At 57.3% G+C, this 20,484-nt stretch carries 21 protein-coding genes; 10 read left to right on the forward strand and 11 right to left on the reverse strand.

Annotated elements, in window-relative coordinates; translation table 11 throughout:
• Positions 1 to 236: 236 nt before the first annotated feature.
• The 6 genes from WS45_RS14460 to WS45_RS14485 all read right to left on the reverse strand — a co-directional run bounded on the left by WS45_RS14460 (position 237) and on the right by WS45_RS14485 (position 7,602).
• Entirely contained in the window at positions 237 to 1,130 is an 894-nt protein-coding gene (locus WS45_RS14460) for a TraB/GumN family protein (protein ID WP_059533320.1), read from the reverse strand.
• A gap of 53 nt (positions 1,131 to 1,183) precedes the next feature.
• Positions 1,184 to 1,852: a GAD-like domain-containing protein gene (locus WS45_RS14465; RefSeq protein ID WP_059533322.1), complete on the reverse strand. Its 669-nt coding sequence runs from the start codon at positions 1,850 to 1,852 to the stop codon at positions 1,184 to 1,186.
• 153 nt (positions 1,853 to 2,005) lie between these two features.
• Complete coding sequence (locus WS45_RS14470) at positions 2,006 to 2,674, reverse strand: GAD-like domain-containing protein (RefSeq protein WP_059533324.1); 669 nt, start codon at positions 2,672 to 2,674, stop codon at positions 2,006 to 2,008.
• A 12-nt stretch (positions 2,675 to 2,686) separates the two neighbouring features.
• On the reverse strand, positions 2,687 to 4,072 hold the full coding sequence (locus WS45_RS32715; RefSeq protein WP_082721923.1) for a polymorphic toxin type 15 domain-containing protein: 1,386 nt from the start codon (positions 4,070 to 4,072) through the stop codon (positions 2,687 to 2,689).
• Positions 4,065 to 5,486, reverse strand: coding sequence for a DUF2169 family type VI secretion system accessory protein (locus WS45_RS14480; protein ID WP_059533326.1), 1,422 nt, complete (start codon positions 5,484 to 5,486; stop codon positions 4,065 to 4,067). The genes WS45_RS32715 and WS45_RS14480 overlap by 8 nt, the downstream gene beginning before the upstream one ends.
• 4 nt (positions 5,487 to 5,490) lie before the next feature.
• Positions 5,491 to 7,602, reverse strand: coding sequence for a type VI secretion system Vgr family protein (locus WS45_RS14485; RefSeq protein ID WP_059533360.1), 2,112 nt, complete (start codon positions 7,600 to 7,602; stop codon positions 5,491 to 5,493).
• Between the two features lie 133 nt (positions 7,603 to 7,735).
• Between WS45_RS14485 and tssF the strand changes: the two genes are divergently transcribed.
• Positions 7,736 to 9,601 (forward strand): type VI secretion system baseplate subunit TssF, encoded by a 1,866-nt coding sequence (gene tssF, locus WS45_RS14490; protein ID WP_059700601.1) that lies wholly within the window; start codon positions 7,736 to 7,738, stop codon positions 9,599 to 9,601.
• Here the strand turns inward: tssF and WS45_RS14495 are convergent, their stop codons facing one another.
• Positions 9,602 to 10,174 (reverse strand): hypothetical protein, encoded by a 573-nt coding sequence (locus WS45_RS14495; RefSeq protein ID WP_059533330.1) that lies wholly within the window; start codon positions 10,172 to 10,174, stop codon positions 9,602 to 9,604. It abuts the gene before it with no gap.
• A gap of 20 nt (positions 10,175 to 10,194) precedes the next feature.
• Entirely contained in the window at positions 10,195 to 10,572 is a 378-nt protein-coding gene (locus WS45_RS14500; RefSeq protein ID WP_059533333.1) for a DUF3592 domain-containing protein, read from the reverse strand.
• Positions 10,573 to 10,729: 157 nt separating this feature from the next.
• Here WS45_RS14500 and WS45_RS34980 point away from each other — a divergent pair, with 157 nt between their 5' ends.
• The 3 genes from WS45_RS34980 (at position 10,730) to WS45_RS14515 (ending at position 12,804) form a co-directional block, all read left to right on the forward strand.
• Entirely contained in the window at positions 10,730 to 10,990 is a 261-nt protein-coding gene (locus WS45_RS34980; protein ID WP_156437152.1) for a hypothetical protein, read from the forward strand.
• A gap of 325 nt (positions 10,991 to 11,315) precedes the next feature.
• A complete protein-coding gene (locus WS45_RS14510; RefSeq protein ID WP_059533337.1) occupies positions 11,316 to 12,236 on the forward strand; it encodes a hypothetical protein in 921 nt (306 codons plus the stop codon).
• Positions 12,237 to 12,474: 238 nt separating this feature from the next.
• Positions 12,475 to 12,804: an H-NS histone family protein gene (locus WS45_RS14515; RefSeq protein ID WP_059533339.1), complete on the forward strand. Its 330-nt coding sequence runs from the start codon at positions 12,475 to 12,477 to the stop codon at positions 12,802 to 12,804.
• 194 nt (positions 12,805 to 12,998) lie between these two features.
• On the opposite strand, the gene WS45_RS14520 is transcribed toward WS45_RS14515, so the two are convergent.
• Both WS45_RS14520 and WS45_RS14525 read right to left on the reverse strand, forming a co-directional pair.
• Positions 12,999 to 13,445: a transposase gene (locus WS45_RS14520; RefSeq protein WP_156437154.1), complete on the reverse strand. Its 447-nt coding sequence runs from the start codon at positions 13,443 to 13,445 to the stop codon at positions 12,999 to 13,001.
• Positions 13,446 to 13,511: 66 nt separating this feature from the next.
• Positions 13,512 to 13,982: a helix-turn-helix domain-containing protein gene (locus WS45_RS14525; RefSeq protein ID WP_059533341.1), complete on the reverse strand. Its 471-nt coding sequence runs from the start codon at positions 13,980 to 13,982 to the stop codon at positions 13,512 to 13,514.
• Positions 13,983 to 14,166: 184 nt separating this feature from the next.
• On the opposite strand from WS45_RS14525, the gene WS45_RS33475 reads away from it, so the two are divergent.
• From WS45_RS33475 to WS45_RS33490, 6 genes are all read left to right on the forward strand, one after another.
• Complete coding sequence (locus WS45_RS33475; RefSeq protein WP_082721925.1) at positions 14,167 to 15,474, forward strand: UDP-N-acetylglucosamine 1-carboxyvinyltransferase; 1,308 nt, start codon at positions 14,167 to 14,169, stop codon at positions 15,472 to 15,474.
• A gap of 46 nt (positions 15,475 to 15,520) precedes the next feature.
• Positions 15,521 to 16,138, forward strand: a complete 618-nt coding sequence (locus WS45_RS36115) for an HAD family hydrolase (RefSeq protein ID WP_257127668.1) — start codon at positions 15,521 to 15,523, stop codon at positions 16,136 to 16,138.
• Positions 16,116 to 17,858: a carbamoyltransferase C-terminal domain-containing protein gene (locus WS45_RS33485; RefSeq protein ID WP_082721926.1), complete on the forward strand. Its 1,743-nt coding sequence runs from the start codon at positions 16,116 to 16,118 to the stop codon at positions 17,856 to 17,858. The genes WS45_RS36115 and WS45_RS33485 overlap by 23 nt, the downstream gene beginning before the upstream one ends.
• The gene (murB, locus tag WS45_RS14535; protein WP_059533343.1) at positions 17,833 to 18,699 is read left to right on the forward strand and encodes a UDP-N-acetylmuramate dehydrogenase; all 867 of its coding nucleotides are present in this window, start codon (positions 17,833 to 17,835) and stop codon (positions 18,697 to 18,699) included. The genes WS45_RS33485 and murB overlap by 26 nt, the downstream gene beginning before the upstream one ends.
• A 32-nt stretch (positions 18,700 to 18,731) precedes the next feature.
• A complete protein-coding gene (locus tag WS45_RS14540) occupies positions 18,732 to 19,445 on the forward strand; it encodes an NUDIX hydrolase (protein ID WP_059533345.1) in 714 nt (237 codons plus the stop codon).
• Positions 19,446 to 19,507: 62 nt separating this feature from the next.
• On the forward strand, positions 19,508 to 19,810 hold the full coding sequence (locus WS45_RS33490; RefSeq protein WP_257127669.1) for a hypothetical protein: 303 nt from the start codon (positions 19,508 to 19,510) through the stop codon (positions 19,808 to 19,810).
• A 280-nt stretch (positions 19,811 to 20,090) separates the two neighbouring features.
• Here WS45_RS33490 and WS45_RS14545 read toward each other — a convergent pair whose 3' ends face one another.
• Positions 20,091 to 20,471 carry a hypothetical protein gene (locus tag WS45_RS14545; RefSeq protein WP_059533346.1) on the reverse strand — a complete coding sequence of 127 codons (381 nt, stop codon included), beginning with the start codon at positions 20,469 to 20,471 and terminating at the stop codon, positions 20,091 to 20,093.
• Between the last annotated feature and the right edge of the window lie 13 nt (positions 20,472 to 20,484).

Below are 20,484 nucleotides of genomic sequence, written 5' to 3' on the forward strand. Positions count from 1 at the left end.
CGGTCGTTCGGGCGCTGGTGGGCCAGCAGAGCGATCTCGGCAGTGTCGTGGCAAGCAAGATCGTGTAAAGCGGGAGGGCTGCCGCCTTTGACTTCGGTCGGGGGCGGCAGCCGACGCGAGGTGTTTCTGACTTGCCCTTCAGTTCATAAGTATTCCGAACTACTTTACATAACAGATACTAACGTCGTCGCTGATATGTTTACAAGGTTTGCGTTTCTTTGGTACCCGAACAATGCTTAATGTGTATCTCCGATGGCCACGCCTGGCCAATTTACCGGGTCGACCTTGTAGCCTCGTTCGCGCAGAAGCGTGATCAGTCCAGATGCACCGGGGAAATGCATCGCGCCCACGACCACGACGGCATGGCCGTCTTTGAGAATTGCATCAAGACGGGGAAGCCACTCGACATTTCGCTCATCAACCATGTGTCTTGTGTAGACCGCCGCGGCGTCCGGCGAACCGAGGGACTCGAGGACCTGCGTGCGAATCGCGTCGTAGTCGCCGGCGTTCAACGCGTCTCGAGTCTGTTCCAGTACCGTCTTCGGATCATGCGCGAGCGCCCATTTGAACCCGCTGACATCGTAACTGGCCGGCACCTTTCTACGCTGCAATTCGACCCAATTTGCATCCTCCAGGACCTCCGGGTTCTGGCGCAATGCGACGGGGGCGATACTGAACAAATAAGCATCCCGCGACGTTGCATTGCGCGGTAACGGGCATATGGTGTAGGCGAGCGCGTTCGACTCGTGTGGTGTCGGTTCTTGGAGCCAGTTCCGCGCCGATGTCTCAGGCAATCCAGCACATGTTGCCCGGTGCAGATAAACGTTGATCTCGGCGTCCGTCAGCGATTTCGCCCAGTCGCGCGCGGCACCAGATTCGGATGCCTTATCGGCCGGCAAAGTCGCAAACCCGCTGTGCTCGATGACGTAGTGGCGAGCTCCGGCAAAGATCGACGGCGCCGGTTGGTTGAGCCCCTCTACTGGTACGTGTATGGAGCCAATAAGTATGCTCGTCTGGCCATTGGGCGCCGTCGCTCGCAATACCGGCACGCTGGTAGGCGCGGCCGCTGCGAAGGTCGAGGCAGCCGCTATGATCGCGGCAACGGTACCGGCTATGGAACTTTTAAACATACCTTTTTTGGAATCTCGTTGCCATACCATGCGCGGGTTTTTCAATTTTCCCGCTATAGCAATCCAGCATCGCGGGCATCTTGCCCAATGTCACGCATCACCTGTATTTCTGTCACCTGAGACAAAATATCCAGGTGGACATGCGCGTCGAGCTTTTGAAGCCGCTCGAGCGCCGGTGTGCCGCCCAACGCGAGCGCTGGCACAAACCCGTACATCGTGGTGTGATCGAGAGGCCCCAACTTTTCTAGCGCGCGCTCGAAAAGCGGAGCTTTTTCGCTATCCAGCAGATCAAACATCTCTTTGCTGGCCGTACTAAAGAAGAGCTGGATGGTTAGATCCGGGCCATCCTCTCGGTACTCCTCCTCATCGAAAGACGGAAAAATCATACCGTACGGTGTGGTGACCTTCAGCGACTGTCCAGTATTCTCACCCCACAGGATCAGCCCGCCAAAAGCTGTACGCGCAATTACGTAATATGCATCGCGCTCCATGAATTGGGTCTCGCCAATCCACGCCTCCAGCTCATCTTCCCATTCGTCCGGATCGACGGTCCACAGCAACCCCTTGCCATAGCCGCACCACCCGTACTCCTGCCAGTAATCCAGAAGTCTATTTGGCAACTTGCCCCGGAATTTCTCGATCTTTTCAGAGGGCACGTCACGTCGGGCTATCGGCGGCCCGAATTCCTGGTACCCCAAGAAATTCCCAATGAACTGATCCATTGCTCTTTCCGCGTTGGTTCCCGCCGCTTCCTCAAACGAAATTACACGTGCGTGCCGGGTCAAAATAGCGCGACCGTCAACAAAGCGCCGAACGCTCCACTGGTTAGTCGATCAGCTTACGACGTCAACGCTCGTGATTTATTCAATATCGCGCTACAGCAATCCAGCGTCTCTCGCATCTTGTGCAATGTCTCGCATAACGTGCAGTTCCGTCACCTGAGACAAAATATCAAGATGGACATGCGCGTCAAGTTTTTGAAGCCGCTCAAGCGCCGGCGTCCCGCCCAGTGCGAGTGCTGGCACGAAACCGTACATCGTAGTGTGATCGACGGGGCCCAACTTTTCTAGTGCACGATCAAACAATGGGGCCTTATCGTTATCCAATAAATCAAACGCTTCTTTCGAGCAGGTGCTGAAAAAGAGTTGCAATGACAAATCCGCCCCCCTTCTTTCGAACTTACTTGCGTCGAAGGACGGGAAGATCATTCCATATGGGGTGATGATTTTTAGCGACTGGCCCGTCTTCGCTCCCCACAGAATCAATTCACCGAAAGCAGTTCGCGCGATCACATAGTACGCATCGCGCTCCATGAATTCCGTCTCGCCAATCCAGGCCTCCAACTCGTCTTCCCATTCATCCGGATCAACGGTCCAGAGCAATCCCTTGGCATAGCCACACCAACCGTAGTTCTGCCAGTATTCCAGAAGCTTGGTCGGCAATGTGCCACGGAATTTTTCAATTTTTTCGGGAGGCACGTCTCGTCTGGCAATGGGGGGCCCAAACCCTTCGAAATCTAGAAAATTCTCCATGAACTGATCCATTGCACTTCCTCACTATTTGCATCGCTTGAGCTTAGCATTCATTTTAGTACCGCCCCGCTCCGTCTCAGGGACTTTTTTCGCGGCCTCGTCAAGCTCAGCTACGCGATCCTTCCACTGCGATCCGATGGACGAGTTCACGCCGCGGTCACCCATCATGTTCACGACGTCCTTGCCACCCGCGATCATGTCCGGGTTATGCAACGCGGCCAATGTCTTCATCCGCTCGGCGGCCATTGCTTCAGCTTGTTCCTTGGCGGCCTTACCAAAGATGCCCTGTTCGTTTAATACGTCTTTGAACTGGTTGGCTAATTCGCGCGAGTACTTTGCCCTCGCCTGTTCCTGGGCGGCACCGGTGCCCGCTCTCCCAATCTCTTGATATCGCGCGCGCCCTTCCAGATACTCCTTCACGCTCAGGTCGTTCAAGCCCTTTTCCTGCTCGAGAAGCTGCCGGTCATACTCCTTCGGGTCACCCTTCGCGTTCTTCTTGAAGCACTTCACCAAGTGCTCTTTCATCCGCTTCAGCTTGACCTTCAGGCCGTCTTTGCCTTTCTCGCCCGCCTCGGCCTCCTCTTTCAACTTCCTGAGTCGTTCCGCTTCCGCCTGGGCTTTCTTGGCCTCTTCGGCCTCCTTCGCCAACTTGGCCGCCTTCGCAGCCTCTTCAGCCTCTTTCGCCACCTTGGCCGCTTTGGCTGCCTCTTCTGCTACATGCGCCCCCTTGGCGAGGCCCACAGCACCTTTGGCAATCTTGCCTGCCGTGGTCACCACTTTCCCGCCTGGGATCATGCTCGCAGCAGATAGGCCGGCCTCGACCATATCCCCCTCGGCCGCATAAATTCCCGCGTCCACTGCCCCAGTCACAACGGAGAGTCCTGGCACAAAACTCGCAACGCCAAGCACGCCGTGTACCCACGGACTCGCCGCGCCCCACCAGCCTTCTTCCTTGGGGGTCTCCGGCTTGACGGGTGGGTTGCCGCTGCCGCTCGGCTTGCCGCCCTCGATCGATGCGCTCGGGACGGACTGGGTCACATAGATGCCCGGGCAATTCCCGCCATTGAGGGTGCACGGATCTCCTTCACGAATGACCGGCTTGCCCGTGATGCGCACCGTGCTCGAGCCCTTTACCGGCTTGACTTCGCCACTCACGGTCCCACTCTTCACGCCGTTGCAGGATCCGGCAGCGTCCCCCGTACAGCTCGGCTGCGTGCTCTGACTGAGCACGTAGGTGGGGGCGCCGTTGAAGCGCACGTTAGGCACCGTGCCCAGGCTGCTCGACAAATCCTCCGTCACCGGGTATGGCAACGGGGGCGTGCTGCTGCCGACCGGTGTTTTGTTGATAGACGGCGCTGTTGAAACGGCTTTGAACGCGCTGTCCTTCCGGGCTCCAAGGTGGTTAGCCATGCCCCCCCCTCTCCCGTTCCGAGATCGCGGACGCCATCACGTCGACGTCGCCGCGCGTGAGCATGCGCAGCTCGAGGGAACGCACGCCTGGTTGCTTGGCCAGCGTCGCTCGCCACACGCACGACACTTCGCGCCGCTCGGGATCGATCAGCACGGTGTCGAGTCGCGCCTCCAACTCTCCTATACTCCCGTTTTCGAACCGTACCAACGCAAACGGAAGATGTCCGGGCAGGTTCAATGTCAATGCGACATTGCCAGTGGCGTCCTTCGTGGAATACGGCGTAGTCGACGCACACAAATTCACCAGCTCGATCTGTTCATCACCGCGCAGCGCATCCACCTGCTGATCTGGCCATGCCGCATTCCAGACGGCAAAATCAAAATCCTTCGGTACCGGCGCGTCGCTTTCGATGAACGCGCGATCGATGGTTCCCACCAGCTTCGCGCGCTCGGGATGCCCTTTCGGCCGGACACCTAGCCCAGCGACGAGTGGCGCCGATTCAGCGAGCTTTCCAACGCGAGCTGAATCGAAATCCCCCAAGGTAATGGGCCGCGCCGAATATTCGATTTGCGGCGCGGCAACCGCGGTGATGCCTGTTGCCTCCAGATACCAGTCGCGTACGAATCCCTGTCCAGAGACGTTGGCTGAGAACGCATCATGGGCGATAGGGGCGCGGGGCGCGTCGGGATGGGCACCGGCCTGCTCCGGGGTCAATCGTTCCTTCTTTGAGACCCGATCGGCCGCCTTGTCGCCCGTCTCAATACGACATTGACCACCGAACGCATGCTCTAAGTTTACCTGAATATTGCGTGCTGACTCCGGAGGCGTTAATTTCCATGCCGGCAGGCCGAAAATGCCCAGAGAGCCAATCTTGACCAGCGCGGCCGCGAAACGCCGCAACCCTGTCCGCTGGACAAAGTGACGCTCACCCGTCACGGTAAGCGTCTTTTCGATCAGGCGTTCACCTTGCGGTGGCGTCTTCTTAGCTCGTTCGACTTCCGCTTTCCACGCCTGGATTTCCTCCAGCGACGCGGGCATTAACGGATTGAGCCCATGCGGCTCCGGCGGCAATGGCGTGGGCGAACCAGGTCGACTCACGGTAAGCCGAACGTCGAATTTAGTCGGTACGCTCCCATCCTCCCGTCTGGGCGGATAAGCCGTCGCGTTAACGATCACGTCGCACCGCGGCTTGTACTGGCACAAGTCCGATTCCTGTCGAACACTGCCCTGCATGTCCAGACCAAAGAACTCGTCTGCCTCGCACAACGGTTGTTGCGCGTCGGAGAAATGGAGGTCGTGCGCGCCGTTCCACGTCAGGGTCTGCCGTAAAACCATGACGTGGAATTCTTGCTCGCGCGCATCAACACCCGCGAAACCCAGCGCGGGAAAGGGAGTGTGGTTGATGAACTCCATCGGATCAATTCACATCCACGTCTTTGCCGTTGATTTCTACCGGACCAGATCCTTCTATGAGCAACTTCACTCCCTTGAGGGTGATGTTGCCGTCCTCGTCCATGCGAAACGTCGACTTGCCGACCGTTACCTCGAAGACCTTACCGGCCTTGATCGAATAGGACTTCCCTACGATCGAAGTCTTGGACAAGCCCACTTCTTCGGCACTGGCCAACCCCGCTGTCGTGTTGACCGCACCGACGACCGTGACCTGATATCCGCCGCCGACTGTCAGTGCTTTTGCGAGTCCTACCGTCTCTGTCGACGTCAGCGCAATCAGGAGGTTCTCCATCCCCTTGATGGTCTCGTTCCGGTTGCCGCCGACCGTCAGCGCCTCATTGTTGCCGACGTGCTCCGTACGATCCACGCCGATCGTGATCGTCTCGTTGTTGTCGACCGTTTCGGTTCGATCATGCTTCACGTGCACCGTTTCGTCATGGTCGACGTTCTTCGTGCGATCGTTGCCGACCCAGTGCGACTCGTCGTGCTCGACCTCGAGGCGTTGATCCTTTTCGGCGTGCAACCAGACTTCCTCCGAGCCTTTCTTATCCTCGAAGCGGATGGCGTTGGCCGTGTTGACGTTCCCGGTCTTTGTCGACCGCGTGAGAATCCCGCTTTGCGTCGCGTTCCCGGGCAAAACCCACGGCGGCATGTTTGCTGAGTTGTAGACGCTCGAGATGATCAGGGGCCTGTCCGGGCAACCGTCGAGGAAAATCACGACCACCTCGTCGCCGATGCGCGGAACCTGGATCATGCCGAACCCGCGCCCGGCCCACGGCTGCCCGACGCGCACCCAGCACGAGCTCCCCTGATCGCGCTTGCCCAACCGGTCCCAGTGAAACTGCACCTTCACGCGACCTAGGTTGTCGGTGTAAATTTCTTCGCCTTGGGGCCCCACGACGACGGCCGTTTGCGGCCCGATGATCGAGGGCCGCTCGATCGTAAACGCCGGGCGATAGGGGATCTTCTTGCGGATGCAGACGAAGCTACTCTGGTACGTCGCACCACCCTCGCTGGCCTGATAGTTGTTCGTTCCGCTGTGCGTGACCGTCGTCAGCAGGAACTGACGATCCTCGGCCTTCGCGGCGCCATGGTCGTAGTGGTCATCGAGCTCGAAGTACTGCCCAGGCGACAACCGCCGGCTCGTACTCGTCCCGATAAAGACCTTGCTGTGCGCGGCGAGCGCTTGCGTCCTGAAACGCGTCAACGCTTCGCCGCGATCGCTGTCCGGGAAGCCGTGCTCGCCCAGGTAGTCGTAAACTTCGTAGGACGGCACTTCGCCCTGATTCACTTCCGTGCCACCCGACACAAACCGCCGCGCGTGCGGCACCTTGTAGTCGAATGTCTTCAATCCGACGCTGCTCGATTCCAGTTGCCGGCTCGCCTGGAACGACGTGACGACTGCCAGGTTGTCGAGCGCTTCGCCTTTCGTATACTGCAGCACGGGGCTGCGGCCTCTGATCGGTTTTGCGGCGATCGAATTGTCCGAGATGACCAGCTTGTGACCGTCTTTCGCATGCTCGAAAAAGTAGAACAGCCCGTCTTCCTGCATGAGCCGTTCAACAAATTCGAGGTCGGTTTCCCGGTACTGCGTGCAGTAGCTGCGGTTCGTCGTTGCTTTGGATAGCCGGAACTCAAACGACGCAATCTTGCCGTACTCACGAAAGACCTTCGCGAGAATGGCCTCGGTGTTTTCCTCCTGAAAGATCCGGATGTCGCGACTGCGCGAGAGCATCCACAGCCAGGGCACGAGTGTCGCGCTGTAAACCGTGAAGCTACCGTCGTGGTCGAGGTGACTGAAGTTCGCGACGTAGCCGTGGAAATACCGTTCTTCCGAGCTCGCCAGCGCGTCGGTGAGCTGTAACGTAATTGTCACTGGCTGGCCGATCAGCTTTTTGAGTTCAATATTCGGGTCTTGAGAAGCAAGCCGAACGTGAAACTCGAAAATTTGAGATAAGCCTTCGGTGCCTTGAAAATCGACCAGCACCAGATCCGACCGCCCTTTCATTGGCGTCTGAATGGTGAACAATCGGTTACTCTGTAGCCCAAAGAAACTCGGAATATCTGACAGTTGCATGGCGCCCTCGGAACCCCGCATAGGAACGGCAGGATATTATTCGTCGGTGGATTTTAAACTGCCTGCCCTGGGAAGGATCAAGTTTTGCGTTTCTTGAACCTTGCATATGGGGACTGAGCTGTATGGAAGGTGAATGGATAACCTGCTGCCCCACTACGAATACGAGGTCGGCCTGCTGTTGCGCGGCATCACGGAATTTGCTCAGCGCTATCCGAAGATCGGCGCGCGGCTCGGGATCGCAAATGGGCAAGGCGATCTGCATGTCGACCGAATGATCCAGACTTTCGCGCTGCTGGCCGCACGGGTCGATGTGAAGCTTGAGGACACCTTTCCGGAATTCACAGAATCGCTACTTGAAGTGCTGTACCCGCAGTATTTGCGGACGATGCCTGCCTGCGCGATCGCACAATTTGACCCGACGGATCTCTTTGGCCAGTTGACGACGCCGCTCGCGATGCCCCGCGGCACCTTGCTCGACGCCAATGCAGCACCGTGCCGGTTTCAAACGACGTACGACGTCAAATTGTCGCCCTTGCGCGTTCACTCGGCGCGCTACGCCCCCGCCACACTGGCGCCCGCCGTCGTCCGGCTACCCGACAAGGTGGCAGGCATCCTCTCGATTACGTTCGCGAGCGCGTCGCCGACCGAAACCTTCGATGACGCGATCCCGCACGGCCCTGTTCGGGTTCATCTCGCCGGCGATCGACCGCGGGTTGCCGCGCTCGCCGATGCGCTGTTGCTGCAGGCAGGAGCCGCGTTCGTCGAAGTCGAGCAAAGTGGTCGGTGGTCGGAATTATCGAGAATCCCGATCGAATCGGTCGGGTTCAAAGAGAATGAACAGCTGTTTCCGAAAGAATCGACCCCGACCTCGGACGCCTACCAAGTTCTGCTCGAGTCCTTCGCTTTCCCCGAGAAGTTCGACTTCATCGACATCGATTTGGGGCGGATGCGGCGCACTGCGCGTGCGCCGACGGCAAAGCGCCTAACGTTGCACGTCGCGATCCAGGACGCGCGGATGCAGGCGGCCTTGACCGACCTCGACGCAAGCGCCTTCCAGCTGTTCTGCACGCCCGTGGTCAACCTGTTCAAGCGCAATGCGACGCCGATCCAGTTGACGGGCACCGACAACGCATACCCCGTAACACCCGAGCCGCTGGAAACCGGCACCCCGCTCGACGTGTACTCAATCGACGCCGTCCATCTGGGCGACCGGGCGGAAGCTGAACAGGAAAAGCGGTCGCCATTGGCCGGGCATACGGCCCGAACTGCCGTGCAGCCATATCGTGCCTTCAGTCATGGGCGGCCGATCGATTCCTCGATCGTCTACTGGACCACGTTTCGCGATCCCCACTCAGCGGCAGGACGGGCGCGCTCGCCGCTCCTGCTCTCGCTGGTTGGGCTGGACGGCAGCGCTGTCCTACCGAAGCGCCCGCAGATCGAGGTCGATGTGACGGCCAGCAACGGCGACCTGCCGTCTCGGTTGCCGATCGGCGCACCGGACAGTGACCTGCTACATGAAGGCGCAGCACTGACCTGCCCCATCCGGCTCCTCACGCGTCCGACTCTGCCCAGCACCTTGCCGCGCGGACACGACTCGCTTTGGCGAGTCGTCGCGGGCATGTCCCTGCACCCGTTTGATCTGACGCAAACCGGACTGAAGGCATTCAAGGACTTTTTGCGGTTGCACGCTCCGCGTGCAAGCATCGTCGCGCAACGCAGCATCGACGCGATCACCCGCCTCGACTACGAGCCTGCGATCAGGTGGATGCCGCTCGACAACCAGTTTCCGTCGTTCGTGCGGGGCATTGAGGTCGTGGTATCGCTCGACGGCGCCATGTTGCGCGACGTCACGTTGCACGTACTCGCGAGAACGCTCGACACGCTGTTCGCGCCGTACGCCGCGACGAACAGCTACGTCGAGTTGGTCATTCGCTCGTCGCAGACCGGTCGGGAACTGCGGCGATGTCCTGCGCGTCCCGGAACGCGCCCGTTGATTTAGTCAATGCAGGTAGCCGACGAGAATGCCGGCGCCAGCACCCGCCTGCAAGCCAACGGTCGTGCCGCCCATGAGTAGAATCGCCGGCGCGTGCGCGATGGCAATCTCGGCCAGCCAGGACATTGCGGGATTCGACAACCCCAGCGCCAGCTGCGCGGAATTGATTCCAAGTATCATTGCCGACCCGGCCTTACCGTATCCGATGCCTACGCCGCCGTCGAGGTACACCGTGGCACCCTGGAAATCGGACTCGACGAGTTCAGCGCCATGAAACGCCGGCGCCATGTAGATGAGTCCTGCGCTGTCGAAGGACTTGGCCGAGCCCGCGCCCCCGACCTCACGCCCGGCGATCTTGGGGATCTTGATCTCTGGCAAGGAAAATCGCGGAAGCTTGATCTTCGGGACACGAAGCCCGAATCCAATGCCGACACCCACGCCCCCGTAGTAAAAATCGGTCTCTTTCCCGCCCGGGTCAGCGAGGACGATGGTGCCGCCCGAGGCGACGACGAACTCGATGCTGACGCCGCCCGTGGCACCCGTCTTGTAGCTCCAGTTGCTGGGTCTCAGAATTGACACGGCCGATCCTCTCAGTGCTGTTATTTTTTGGACGGGAGATTCATCAACGCGAAGAGAATGAATCCGATGCCGAATATGGCTGCCATCAGCGTCCAGTTCCACACGGCGCCAATCCTATCGATCGTGGCAGTCCGCGCCGGCGCCTCTGGCTGATACAGCACCGTGACCTTATCGCCGACCTTGGTGCCGTAGATCATCCCGCCCTGCGGGTACGATACGCGTTCACCTGTTTTCGTCACGAATTCGATCTGGGGGTGGCTCCCGCCGGCATTGAGGCTGACCACCTCACCGGGAACCGCGATCGCCGTCTGCAGGAAACCTCGGGTAGACCATCCGATGATCGCCGCGATGATGAGAAAAGCGACGCCAATCGCTATGCCTACAGTAGCCTTGAACATGTGCCCTCTCGATCTCTCTCATTTGCAAGCCGAATCACGCAGGCCTGCTCGAGAAGGATTTTAGCGTACTGCCCTCCGTCGAACGCCTGCTTACGACTCCAGCTAGCGCCCCGCAAGTTGTCACCGGGGTGCAGAGGCCGAGACGAGGGCTACCCCTATGGCCTTCCTGGCAGCCCTCTGGGTCACGGGAGGATCGGTTTTGCCCATCACCAAGCGAGCAAAAGCGCTGGGCACGCTCTCGAGATTTGCCAACATCGTAGCAGAGCGCTTCGCGCCGTCGATCTCGCTTGACGATTGTTCATCGTCGCCCACCAGGGTCGTTCAGTTGTCGCGGCGACGCGCGCGCGGTATTTCGCCGCCCGTGAATTTGATCCGGCAGTCGCTGCGCAGTAACAGCAGCATCAGCAGCTGGGGCTGATTCGCCATCGGACAGGCCGTCTCCGCGGCAGTCTCGAGGCCGAAGAATTCGGCCCACGATGCGTCGGTGAAGGCGACGAGCGCCGCGATCGCCGCCGTCCCACTCTCCAGCACTCGCCAACCGCAATTGCATTCGCCCGAACATGCCTAAACTCTAGGCGTGTAGCAAAATAGGTCTTTCACTCACTGTTCCCTTCATCAGGTCGGATGTCATCACACCGGTTAACTACTGTACTCATGCGATCGAGGATCTGAAGGAAACCGCACGAAACGCCCGCATAGGCGGCCTGACCATCACGGCCGCGCGCATCGAAACGGTGATTCAGATGCTGTCGACGGCACCGAAGTTTCTGCTGCCAAACTGCGCCGAACTGATCGACACTGAGAATGTTCGAGAAACGCACCTCGAACTGTTGCGGCTACCCTACCCGGTGACGGTGTTCGAGGCACCATGGCACAAGGAGAACGCCATTCCAGCTGCGACCGTGGCCGGTGTGAAAGAAAGCCTGTCTACACGCCGGATTGCGCTGTGTTGGGAGATGACCGAAGATCACACACCCGTTCGGGGACTCAGGGAAATACCTCTCTTCCGTGAGCACTATTCGGAAGGTGGTGTTTTCGTCTATCCCATCTACTACTCCGACGACCTGAAAACGTGGAATCCAGGCGCTGGCGGGACATTCGTGCCAAGGGATTTCCGGATACCCGAGGGACACACGCCTACGCGGATGACCCAGATGATGCATGACGTAAAGGAAAGCACGGGGCGACTTCATCGCAACGCGGTGGAGCATTTCGCGGAGCATTTTGTTCTACTTCAGGAAATGTTCGACGTCGTTGTGGCGCAAAGTCATGGCGATGTTGATGCCGCGTTCGCCCGCTTGACCTATGACGCTAACGACGAAGTGCATATGGCAATTCAGGCCTGCGCGGTATTGAATTGCGCAAACGTCGGAACAGTGGACGTGCACCCGAAGCCTGCAATGAACGCGCGACGGCTGGCCACGCGGCGGCCGCCTTTCTTCACGTACAAGGTTTTGCAGGTCGCGGCGGGCAAGCCGCAAGGCGGCGTAAAAGGATCGGGCTCACATGCCGCACCGCGTACGCACCTGAGGCGCGGTCATATACGACGACTGGAGGATCGGGTGACCTGGGTACGCCCAGCCGTCGTGAACGCTGGCAGTGAGCGCGGCGTCGTGGCGAAGGACTATCGCCTTCGCAGCCCCGAATCTGGCGAGCCGGAATAACCGGCGTCCGATCGGAATCGTAAGTGCGCCGCGATCTGATGTCGCGCAAGGCCAGCTCGGTCTACTCGCATCCGCCATGCTCGTCGAGGCCGATGAACACGGGACAACGTTCGCGATGCCTTTCCCTTTCGTATACTGGGGCGGCCGTCCGAGCAACAAACCGATCGACATCCGAGACGGCGAATTGAATTATCTCGCCGCAGCGTATTGATTTACCTCCACACATTTACCGAAACTCATGGAACCTCTAACCCTGCAGTCCCTGCAATGCGAATTGCGCAAACTCGACGCTCAATTGGCTGAAGCCAGGACCGCGGAGAAAAAGGCCGCACTGACCACATTCAAGGAACAGGCCGCCCAGTACGTGATCACCCAGCAGGAAGTGCTGTCGGCGTTGGGTTACATTGAAGCGAAACCGAAGCGCACGCCGGCGAAGTACTACGATCCGTCGTCTGGCCGCAGTTGGTCCGGTCTTGGCCCGCGGCCGAAATGGCTGGTCGGAAAAGACCTCAACGATTATGCGGTCGATCGCGTCCCGCAGCCGTGGTGGCCAGGCGACGACGCGTAATACCGGCAGAGACTGGAAACGATGAGCGCCGTGTAGATCATTGATTTGCAAAGTGAAAATTCTGCGCGCACCAAGCAAATTTCTGAAAAACGCCCAAGGTCAGACTTTACTTCGCAAAACGCACCAACTTTACTTCGGCCGACGATGTACGGCACGTGTGAGATCCGAGCACACCTGGTTTTTTTACGAAAAGATCAATTTTTGAAAGTCGCCGTATATGCCGCGATGGTTTCCTTGGTGCAGGTGACGAAGCGTCGCCATCGAAACTTCAGTTGCCGCCACACGATCTCGATCTTGTTGAGTTCGGGACTGTAGGCGGGCAGATAGAACAGGACAGCTTTGTGATCAATCAGCCAGCGGTCCCGCGTTGCCTCGTCGATACTGTGATGGATGCTCGCGTTATCGAGCACGATCACGGTCGGACTACGATCGTGCGCCGCGAGCAGATAGTCAATGAAGCGCACGACGTTGGGACCTTTGATGCTGCGGGCATGGGCAGCATGGATCATGCGTGTTCGTGCCGTAGTCCAGGGCACCAAGAACACTACGTCGGCAGTGCGTGTTAGGTTCGATCTCGTGAGGCAAACCCCGTGGTGACCAGCTACGCTGAACCGGCGGCGATCCACAAGAACCGGCCTCATCGAGGTAGCGCAGGCGAATGGCGCCTTCGCGGGCGGCCTGCTGCAGCTTCCCGAGTGTGGCCTGTTTCACGGCGAATGCCTCCGGGTCACGCTTTTTTTGAGCGACAGGCGATTGCGCTTGAACGTAAAGCCCTCTCGCTTGAGAGCCACACTCAACGTATCGAGATGCTCGAACGGCAACGGGCCGAATTCCGCCTCGAGGCGCCTGGTGATTTGCTCGCGCGTCAGCGGCTCGGCCGAGGCCATGCGTACGACTGCGGCGATCATCTCGTCGCTCAACGCGCGAGGCCGTCCGCCTTTATGGCCGATCTTGATCAGCAGCCCGATCACGCCCTGCTCGCGCCACGTGTGTGCCCAGTTGTAGACCGACTGGCCGCTCACGCCAAGCTTCGCGGCCACCGTCATCGGACTCAACTTGCCACCCGCGAGCATCAGCAGAGCGGCCGCCCACGTGCGCATATCCTGGTAGGGATGGTTGATCGACAACTGCTGCAAGGTCTGCTCCTCAGCTTCAGCCAGTACAACGACGCACTTCATTCAGCGCTCCAGCGAGTGATTTCGCCGAAGTTAACAAACTTCAATCCCGGCTACCGGCAACTCTTACCTCCTGCTTCGCACGGAGACCACTCAAACGTCCGAGGCCTCACGAGCTGACTGAAGAAGTGGTCGAAGCAGCCACATTCATTATTCTAAAAATTTACCAGTTTATAAAGGAATACTAATGGAAATATGGGCAAAAAGAGGAAGAGAGTATCATCACACCACCATTTCCGGGCAAGGCTCCAAGAACGCGGCTCTTCCACTACTCATCGCATCGATTTTCACTGCTCGAAAATCGACGCTGACGAACGTGCCAATCGATCTGGAGGACGTCCGGGCCGTGATTCGCTCTATCGAGTGGCTCGGTGCGAAAGTGCAATCGGACGGTCGTGTGCTAAGTATCGACGCTTCGATTCTCGAGCGGAGCGACCTGCCGCCGCGTCTAAGCAGTGCATCACGATATTCCCTACTCTTCTTGGGTGGTCTAGTTGGTCGAAACGGAAGCGGCAAAATCGGGCCGCCGGGAGGATGTCAATTCGGCAAGGACCGAGGTTTCGACTTTCACCAACTCGTTCTCGAGCAGTTCGGCTGTGAACTCCGACAAGAAGGCAAGTGGCTGATCGGACGCATAGCTCAGCAAAAGGCAAGCGAAGTGGCGCTTCCGTTTCCTTCCGTGGGAGCAACTCTACAAGCGCTCATATTTCTCACGGCGTCGAACAGAAGTGGCGTTGTACATAATGCAGCGATAGAGCCGGAAATTATCGACGTGGTCGATTTCCTTAACAAGTCCGGATGTGACATCCGTCTTCAAGAAAATCGCTCATTCTCAGTGCACGGATATCCGTCCGAGGGGGTCAGGCACGTAGTGCCAGTAGACCGGATTCATATCGCGACCGTGATGGCTTACTCGGCGATTTCGAACACGTCATCGACAATCCGATGGGAGTCGCCAATCGACCTGCAGTGCCTGACCAACACGTTTTCAGCTCTTGGCATTTCAATACTGTTCGACGACGACGAGCTCAGCATTTCAGTTAACCCCAACACGCCATGTACCCGTTTTGATGTTATAGCAGATGTTTATCCAGGCTTTCCGACGGACGCTCTTCCTTTGGTTGTTGCTGCGACCATCAGGTCGGGCCGCAAAGTGAGGTTTTACGACAAGGTATTCAGAGGCAGAAACAACTATCTTGAAGAGTTCACCAAGCTTGGGGCGAAGGTGACAATCGTTTCAGACCGAGAATTTATTGTCGACGGTGTGGCGACACTGACACCAAGCGATGTGAGCACGAACGACATTCGAGGGAGTACTAGTCTACTACTAGCCGCCATACAGACCGAAAATCTTTCAAGAATCAAAAATGCCCGCCAAATTACTCGTGGCTATGAACGATTGCCGATCGAATTGAGTGACAAAGGCTTCAATGTTCATGTTAAGAACTTCGGGGAAAATCCGGTGCATCGACGCGCCCATCTCCTTTCGACTTGATGCTGCAGTCGAGCAACCTCCTTCGATACTTCGCGGAGTAAGCATTTTGTCAAAGATTCTCGTGTTTGACATTGGAGGCGTAGTCATTTTTCACGACAACGCCAGCCTGCTGAAGCGTCTCGCTTCACGCATGCCACGGCCACCTGATGAGGGCGAACTACTAGCGGTAATCAGACAGAGCGGTATCGGCACCGGCACTTCAACGCTGCTCGACCTTCAGGTCTCGCTGACCCGCGATTTTTCGTGGAAGGGGACGTATGCAGAATTTCTGTCTGATTGGTCTAGTCATTTTTCACCGAATACCTTGATGTTTGAGACCATCCGCTCCGTCGGCGCGACGCACCCCGTTGTTCTCTGCTCAAACACGAATCATGAGCATTGGGCGACTCTGTGCAATCGATATGAAATTCAATCGATTTGTCAAAACTCAGTCCTCTCGTTCGAAGTTGGCGTGGAAAAACCTGACAAGCGGATCTTTGAATATGTGCGGAATATCTACTCAAACGTCCGCGTTGATGACTTTACATTGATCGACGACAACGCTGAGAATGTGCAATCCGCAAAGGAGTTCGGATTTTCCTCGCACCACTATACCGACCACGGAAAATTCTTATCTGATTTGAAAACCTGGGGTCTTTGTAATGAATGTTCTCGGAATTCATGATGGACACACCTCGTCGGCAGCACTGATTCTCGACGGAAAACTCTTCGGCGTAGTGCAGGAAGAACGATATACACGAACGAAGAACCAAGGGGGGTTTCCGGAATATGCGATCGCAGAGTTGCTCGATCTAGCTGGACTGAACTGGTCCAATATCGACGCTACCGCGTTCAGCACACAGACTTTCCGGAACGATGCGATGCATGACCGGAATGAAGTAATGGCAGTATTCAAGGAACTCTTTAGCGGCACTCATTACGCACAGGTCCTCAAAACACCCGACGACAAGATTGATGCGTCGAACGCGAACATGAAGGCGGCGGAGCGGTCGGAGCGACTCCGTACGAAAGGCTATGCGGGGCCAATCGAGTTCATCGATCACCATACATGTCATGCCTCCGCCGCGTACTTCGGCCGTGGTCGGTTCAACCACGAGCGCTGCGCAGTATTGACCTGCGACGGACAAGGAGACGGCGCATCAGGCGCCGTATTCGTCGGCGAAGGACGTACGTTGACGGAGACGTGCCGCATACCTCGCGACGATTCGATTGCGCAGCTCTACAGTTACCTCACTTATCTGCTTGGATTCGTTCCACTTGAGCACGAGTACAAGCTCATGGGACTAGCGCCATACGCGGCCGGTAGCAAGGGCGCCAAAGAGATTAGTCAATTCTTCTCGTCGATGTTTGCTCAGCCTTCTGCCGGCGAGTATGCATGGCGACGAGTGGAGGGGGTACCACCGAGCGAACTCCAGCCCAAGTTCCTCGACGAAAATCTGAAGCGGCGCCGCTTCGATGAATTGGCTGCCGGCTTGCAGATATTCTTTGAAGAATTCGTGACTGAATGGGTGCTGAATGTTACGAGAGCGCTCGGAACCGATTCGCTCGCGGTAGCGGGCGGTGCATTTATGAATGTAAAGCTGAACCAACGCCTAAGCCAACACCCATCGATCGCAGATTTCTACGTCGTTCCATCGTGTGGCGACGAGAGCAACAGCCTTGGAGCAGCATGGGCGCTCTCTTCAAAGATCGGTGTATCTCCCCAAGGTGGGCTACGTGATATCTACTGCGGCCGGCGCTATGCTCCCGACGCATACGAGCGTGCACTCGAGGCACTGACGGATGCCGACGTGACCATAGCTCGACCAGAGGATATTGAAGCCGCAGTGGCAGAACAGCTGGCGGCAGGAAATATCGTGGCTCGCTTTGCGGCAGGTGCCGAGTTCGGCGCGAGGGCGCTTGGCAATCGGTCGATTCTTAGTCGTCCAGATTCGATCGAAAACCTCCAGGAAATCAACTCAGCCATCAAATCACGCGACTTCTGGATGCCCTTCGCTCCATCAGTACTCGACATCGGTGTTAATCAATTGTTGGCTACCAAAGCAGCGCCTCGCTCGCCACATATGATGATCTCCTTTGATACAACCGCTGAGGGCGCGAAGTCGCTTGCCGCTGCAATCCATCCAAAAGACAAGACGGCTCGCGCGCAGATCCTGCGGCGAGACGATAACGAGACCTACTACCGTCTGGTCGAGCGATTCCACGCGCTGACAGGCATTCCGGCCGTGCTGAACACATCGTTCAACATTCACGGCGAGCCGATTGTAGAAACGCCAGAAGATGCCGTTTCGGTTTTCGTCCGATCTGGGCTCCGGACGCTTGCACTGGGGCCCTACTTGCTGACCAAACGCGATCGTCATGGACAACCCAAAAATCCGGCGTAACGTCAATCTTGAGTACGCCAACTCCTATCGGCTTGCCTCGGTCTGCGAAGAACTGCTGCTGCCGCGCTGCGCAGACGACGTAGTTGAAATGCTCGAGCGCGGCGGCCCAGCGTCATTTCCGATTCTCGGCCGTGGATGCAACGTGATTCTGTCTCGAGGACGCTACTCGCGCATGATGAAATTCGGTCGTCAGTTCGGCACTATCACCCGGCTTGACGACCATGTTGTATATGCCGACGCCGGCGCTAGCCTTCGCAGGGTTGGCTTGGCATGTGAGCGCTTCGGACTTGCAGGATTCGAGTTTCTGGGAAACATTCCCGGATCGGTCGGTGGTGGCATAGTGATGAACGCGGGCGCATTTGGAGACGACATTTCTAGCGTCGCCCAGTCGGTCCGAGTTTATTCGATTCAAACCCGACAGGTAATCGAACTTGATCAGTCGGAGTGCGGATGGAGATACCGATCGTCGCGCTTCCAGAACGGCTTGTACGTGGTGCTCGGCGCGTACTTCCGACTGCGTGATGGCGACCCGTGGGAACTACGTATTCGGCGACTGTCGAATCTTGCACTCCGACGAGAGCGTTTTCCCGGTTCAGAACCGAATGCAGGGAGCGTGTTCAAACGACCGTCGCGGGGTCTGAAGATCGGTGAAATGATCGAGTCGCTCGGGTACAAGGGTTTCGCCATTGGCACTGCACAAATCTCGCCCAAGCACGCTGGGTTCATTGTTGTTCGACGTCCCGGACGAGCATACGACATTTGCCAGCTGATCGATTTCATGCAGAGCGAGATGCAGAAACACTTCAATGTCGAGGCGGAAGTAGAGCAGCGAATCCTGTAGCGGCGGAACGAACTTCTTTGTCGAGGGAAGCAATGGGCATTTTTCACAAGTACTCGTCTGTGTCGGCGAGACTAGATCCTCAAGTTCACTGGAATTTCGAGACTACACGTTCGTCCGACATTTCCAGGATCTGGACTTTCCTGAAGGAAAGCCAACCAAAAATTTTCAATGGCCCAGTGCTGATGTCCTACGACGCCACTGGTGACGATCAATTGTTGCAGGTGGACCTACTTCGAACTACTTATGCAGCATTCATGGCATGGAGAGAACTCGACCATCCTGACAGAAGCGCAAAGCTATGCTTTCCAATCGCTGCAATCAGGACATCTGATGGTTTTTATGTACTTGGTACAATGGCGTCGCACACATCGAACGCTGGCTTGACCTACTTCCCGTCCGGGACCTTGAATGATGACGACGTCATGCCGGACGGAACCGTTGCTTTGGAACGTTCCCTGGCCCGCGAGGTGGAAGAAGAAACCGGCTTGACTCGCACGGACTACGAGTTGGTCAACGGGTGGACGCGAATCGAGAACGATGTGCGGTGCGCTTTTTTCAAAGAGGCTCGATTGAAGTGGTCCAGATCCGAAGTTTCGGAAAGAATCACATCGTTCCTCGAATGTCAGACTGACCCGGAACTGTCAACCATCTCGTTTATCAAGGATCCGGCCGACGCCGTGGGGCTCAACTTGCCAGCCGTACAACGCGAGTATTTTGCAAAGATTCTCGTTGCGCAAGAACTTTGACGGCGAGCCACTCGTGGACAGCAACACTCGCAAAAATTTCCACCATGCACGCGGATACGATAGTGAATCACCGTCAGAGCGAACGGCAGGCGTTTTCGTGTGATCCGAAAGAAATGCAGGCCATCCGGTCTGGTGCGCGCTGGGTCATCGAACATACCACCTACTTCGACGGCGATCGCCAAATCTGGCGGGAAGCGGATATCGAAATTTGTTCCGGAGAAATTGTCGGCGTGCGCGCACCCGGCACATCGCGCGCTTCAATCCGACGCAATGCGCGCGGTCATGGAAAAGTGAAAACCGTGCGATCCCACGCTCGAAACCGAAGCGCGTCCAGACGAGGAACGCCCAGCGGTGATCATCCATGAACCTTCACGACGATGGACTCGAATGCGTCGAGAGCCGCAATATAGTCGGAGAGTCGGATCGGGTCGTTACCGTTGTCCTCGTCATACGCTTTTTTGCCGCAAGCAATTTCTGCATTTGTTTTCCGATCTTTCAGTGAGAGAAGTACATCACCATCGAGAAGACGAAGACACGAACAACGACAACGGACCAAAACAATTGCCATCCCGGACTTGAGCGATTTATCGCCTCTGCAAGGTGACTTTTTCTTTTGTATTTTCGACGAACCATGTGTTTTCCGATTCAATCCGAGGTCCCTTTCCGGGAAGCATGCACACAGCAGGCGAACAATTGGAAACTGACCGCAAGCACTGCGGATAGGGCCGTTAGTGCCGCAGCGCTCCCGTCGCCTTTGGTCAACCAAGCAAGAGCCGTGACCACCCCCAGACCTAGCAACATAGACACGCCTTCCTGGAACATTCTGACGACCCATCGAGCAATATTGTCAAAGTCGTTCCTTGCGTGATGGGCGTGACTTGACCTCGATTGACCGAGTGTGAACAGGCCGATGAGAATCCAGACCAAACCAAGCGTCAATGGTCCGCTGCCTTGCGCCACCTGGACGATGTCGATGATCCCGGTGCCGATCTCGCTGTTCTCTGTTCGAACGATTTGAAGCGCCATCTTCGACAGGAAT

The sequence above is a fragment of the Burkholderia sp. RF2-non_BP3 genome (assembly GCF_001522185.1).
Taxonomy (GTDB): domain Bacteria; phylum Pseudomonadota; class Gammaproteobacteria; order Burkholderiales; family Burkholderiaceae; genus Burkholderia; species Burkholderia diffusa.

Bases quoted from the DNA above. Each gene is read 5' to 3' on its own strand.
- WS45_RS14485 (WP_059533360.1), bottom strand. From the start codon at position 7,602: ATGCAACTGTCAGATATTCCGAGTTTCTTTGGGCTACAGAGTAACCGA.
- tssF (WP_059700601.1), top strand. From the start codon at position 7,736: ATGGATAACCTGCTGCCCCACTACGAATACGAGGTCGGCCTGCTGTTG.
- WS45_RS14515 (WP_059533339.1), top strand. From the start codon at position 12,475: ATGGAACCTCTAACCCTGCAGTCCCTGCAATGCGAATTGCGCAAACTC.
- WS45_RS14525 (WP_059533341.1), bottom strand. From the start codon at position 13,982: ATGAAGTGCGTCGTTGTACTGGCTGAAGCTGAGGAGCAGACCTTGCAG.
- WS45_RS14545 (WP_059533346.1), bottom strand. From the start codon at position 20,471: ATGGCGCTTCAAATCGTTCGAACAGAGAACAGCGAGATCGGCACCGGG.
- WS45_RS33485 (WP_082721926.1), top strand. From the start codon at position 16,116: ATGAATGTTCTCGGAATTCATGATGGACACACCTCGTCGGCAGCACTG.
- WS45_RS14520 (WP_156437154.1), bottom strand. From the start codon at position 13,445: ATGAGGCCGGTTCTTGTGGATCGCCGCCGGTTCAGCGTAGCTGGTCAC.
- WS45_RS14540 (WP_059533345.1), top strand. From the start codon at position 18,732: ATGGGCATTTTTCACAAGTACTCGTCTGTGTCGGCGAGACTAGATCCT.
- WS45_RS14510 (WP_059533337.1), top strand. From the start codon at position 11,316: ATGCTGTCGACGGCACCGAAGTTTCTGCTGCCAAACTGCGCCGAACTG.
- WS45_RS14500 (WP_059533333.1), bottom strand. From the start codon at position 10,572: ATGTTCAAGGCTACTGTAGGCATAGCGATTGGCGTCGCTTTTCTCATC.
- WS45_RS14465 (WP_059533322.1), bottom strand. From the start codon at position 1,852: ATGGATCAGTTCATTGGGAATTTCTTGGGGTACCAGGAATTCGGGCCG.
- WS45_RS32715 (WP_082721923.1), bottom strand. From the start codon at position 4,072: ATGGCTAACCACCTTGGAGCCCGGAAGGACAGCGCGTTCAAAGCCGTT.
- WS45_RS34980 (WP_156437152.1), top strand. From the start codon at position 10,730: ATGGCCTTCCTGGCAGCCCTCTGGGTCACGGGAGGATCGGTTTTGCCC.
- WS45_RS14470 (WP_059533324.1), bottom strand. From the start codon at position 2,674: ATGGATCAGTTCATGGAGAATTTTCTAGATTTCGAAGGGTTTGGGCCC.
- WS45_RS14460 (WP_059533320.1), bottom strand. From the start codon at position 1,130: ATGTTTAAAAGTTCCATAGCCGGTACCGTTGCCGCGATCATAGCGGCT.
- WS45_RS33475 (WP_082721925.1), top strand. From the start codon at position 14,167: ATGGAAATATGGGCAAAAAGAGGAAGAGAGTATCATCACACCACCATT.
- murB (WP_059533343.1), top strand. From the start codon at position 17,833: ATGGACAACCCAAAAATCCGGCGTAACGTCAATCTTGAGTACGCCAAC.
- WS45_RS14480 (WP_059533326.1), bottom strand. From the start codon at position 5,486: ATGGAGTTCATCAACCACACTCCCTTTCCCGCGCTGGGTTTCGCGGGT.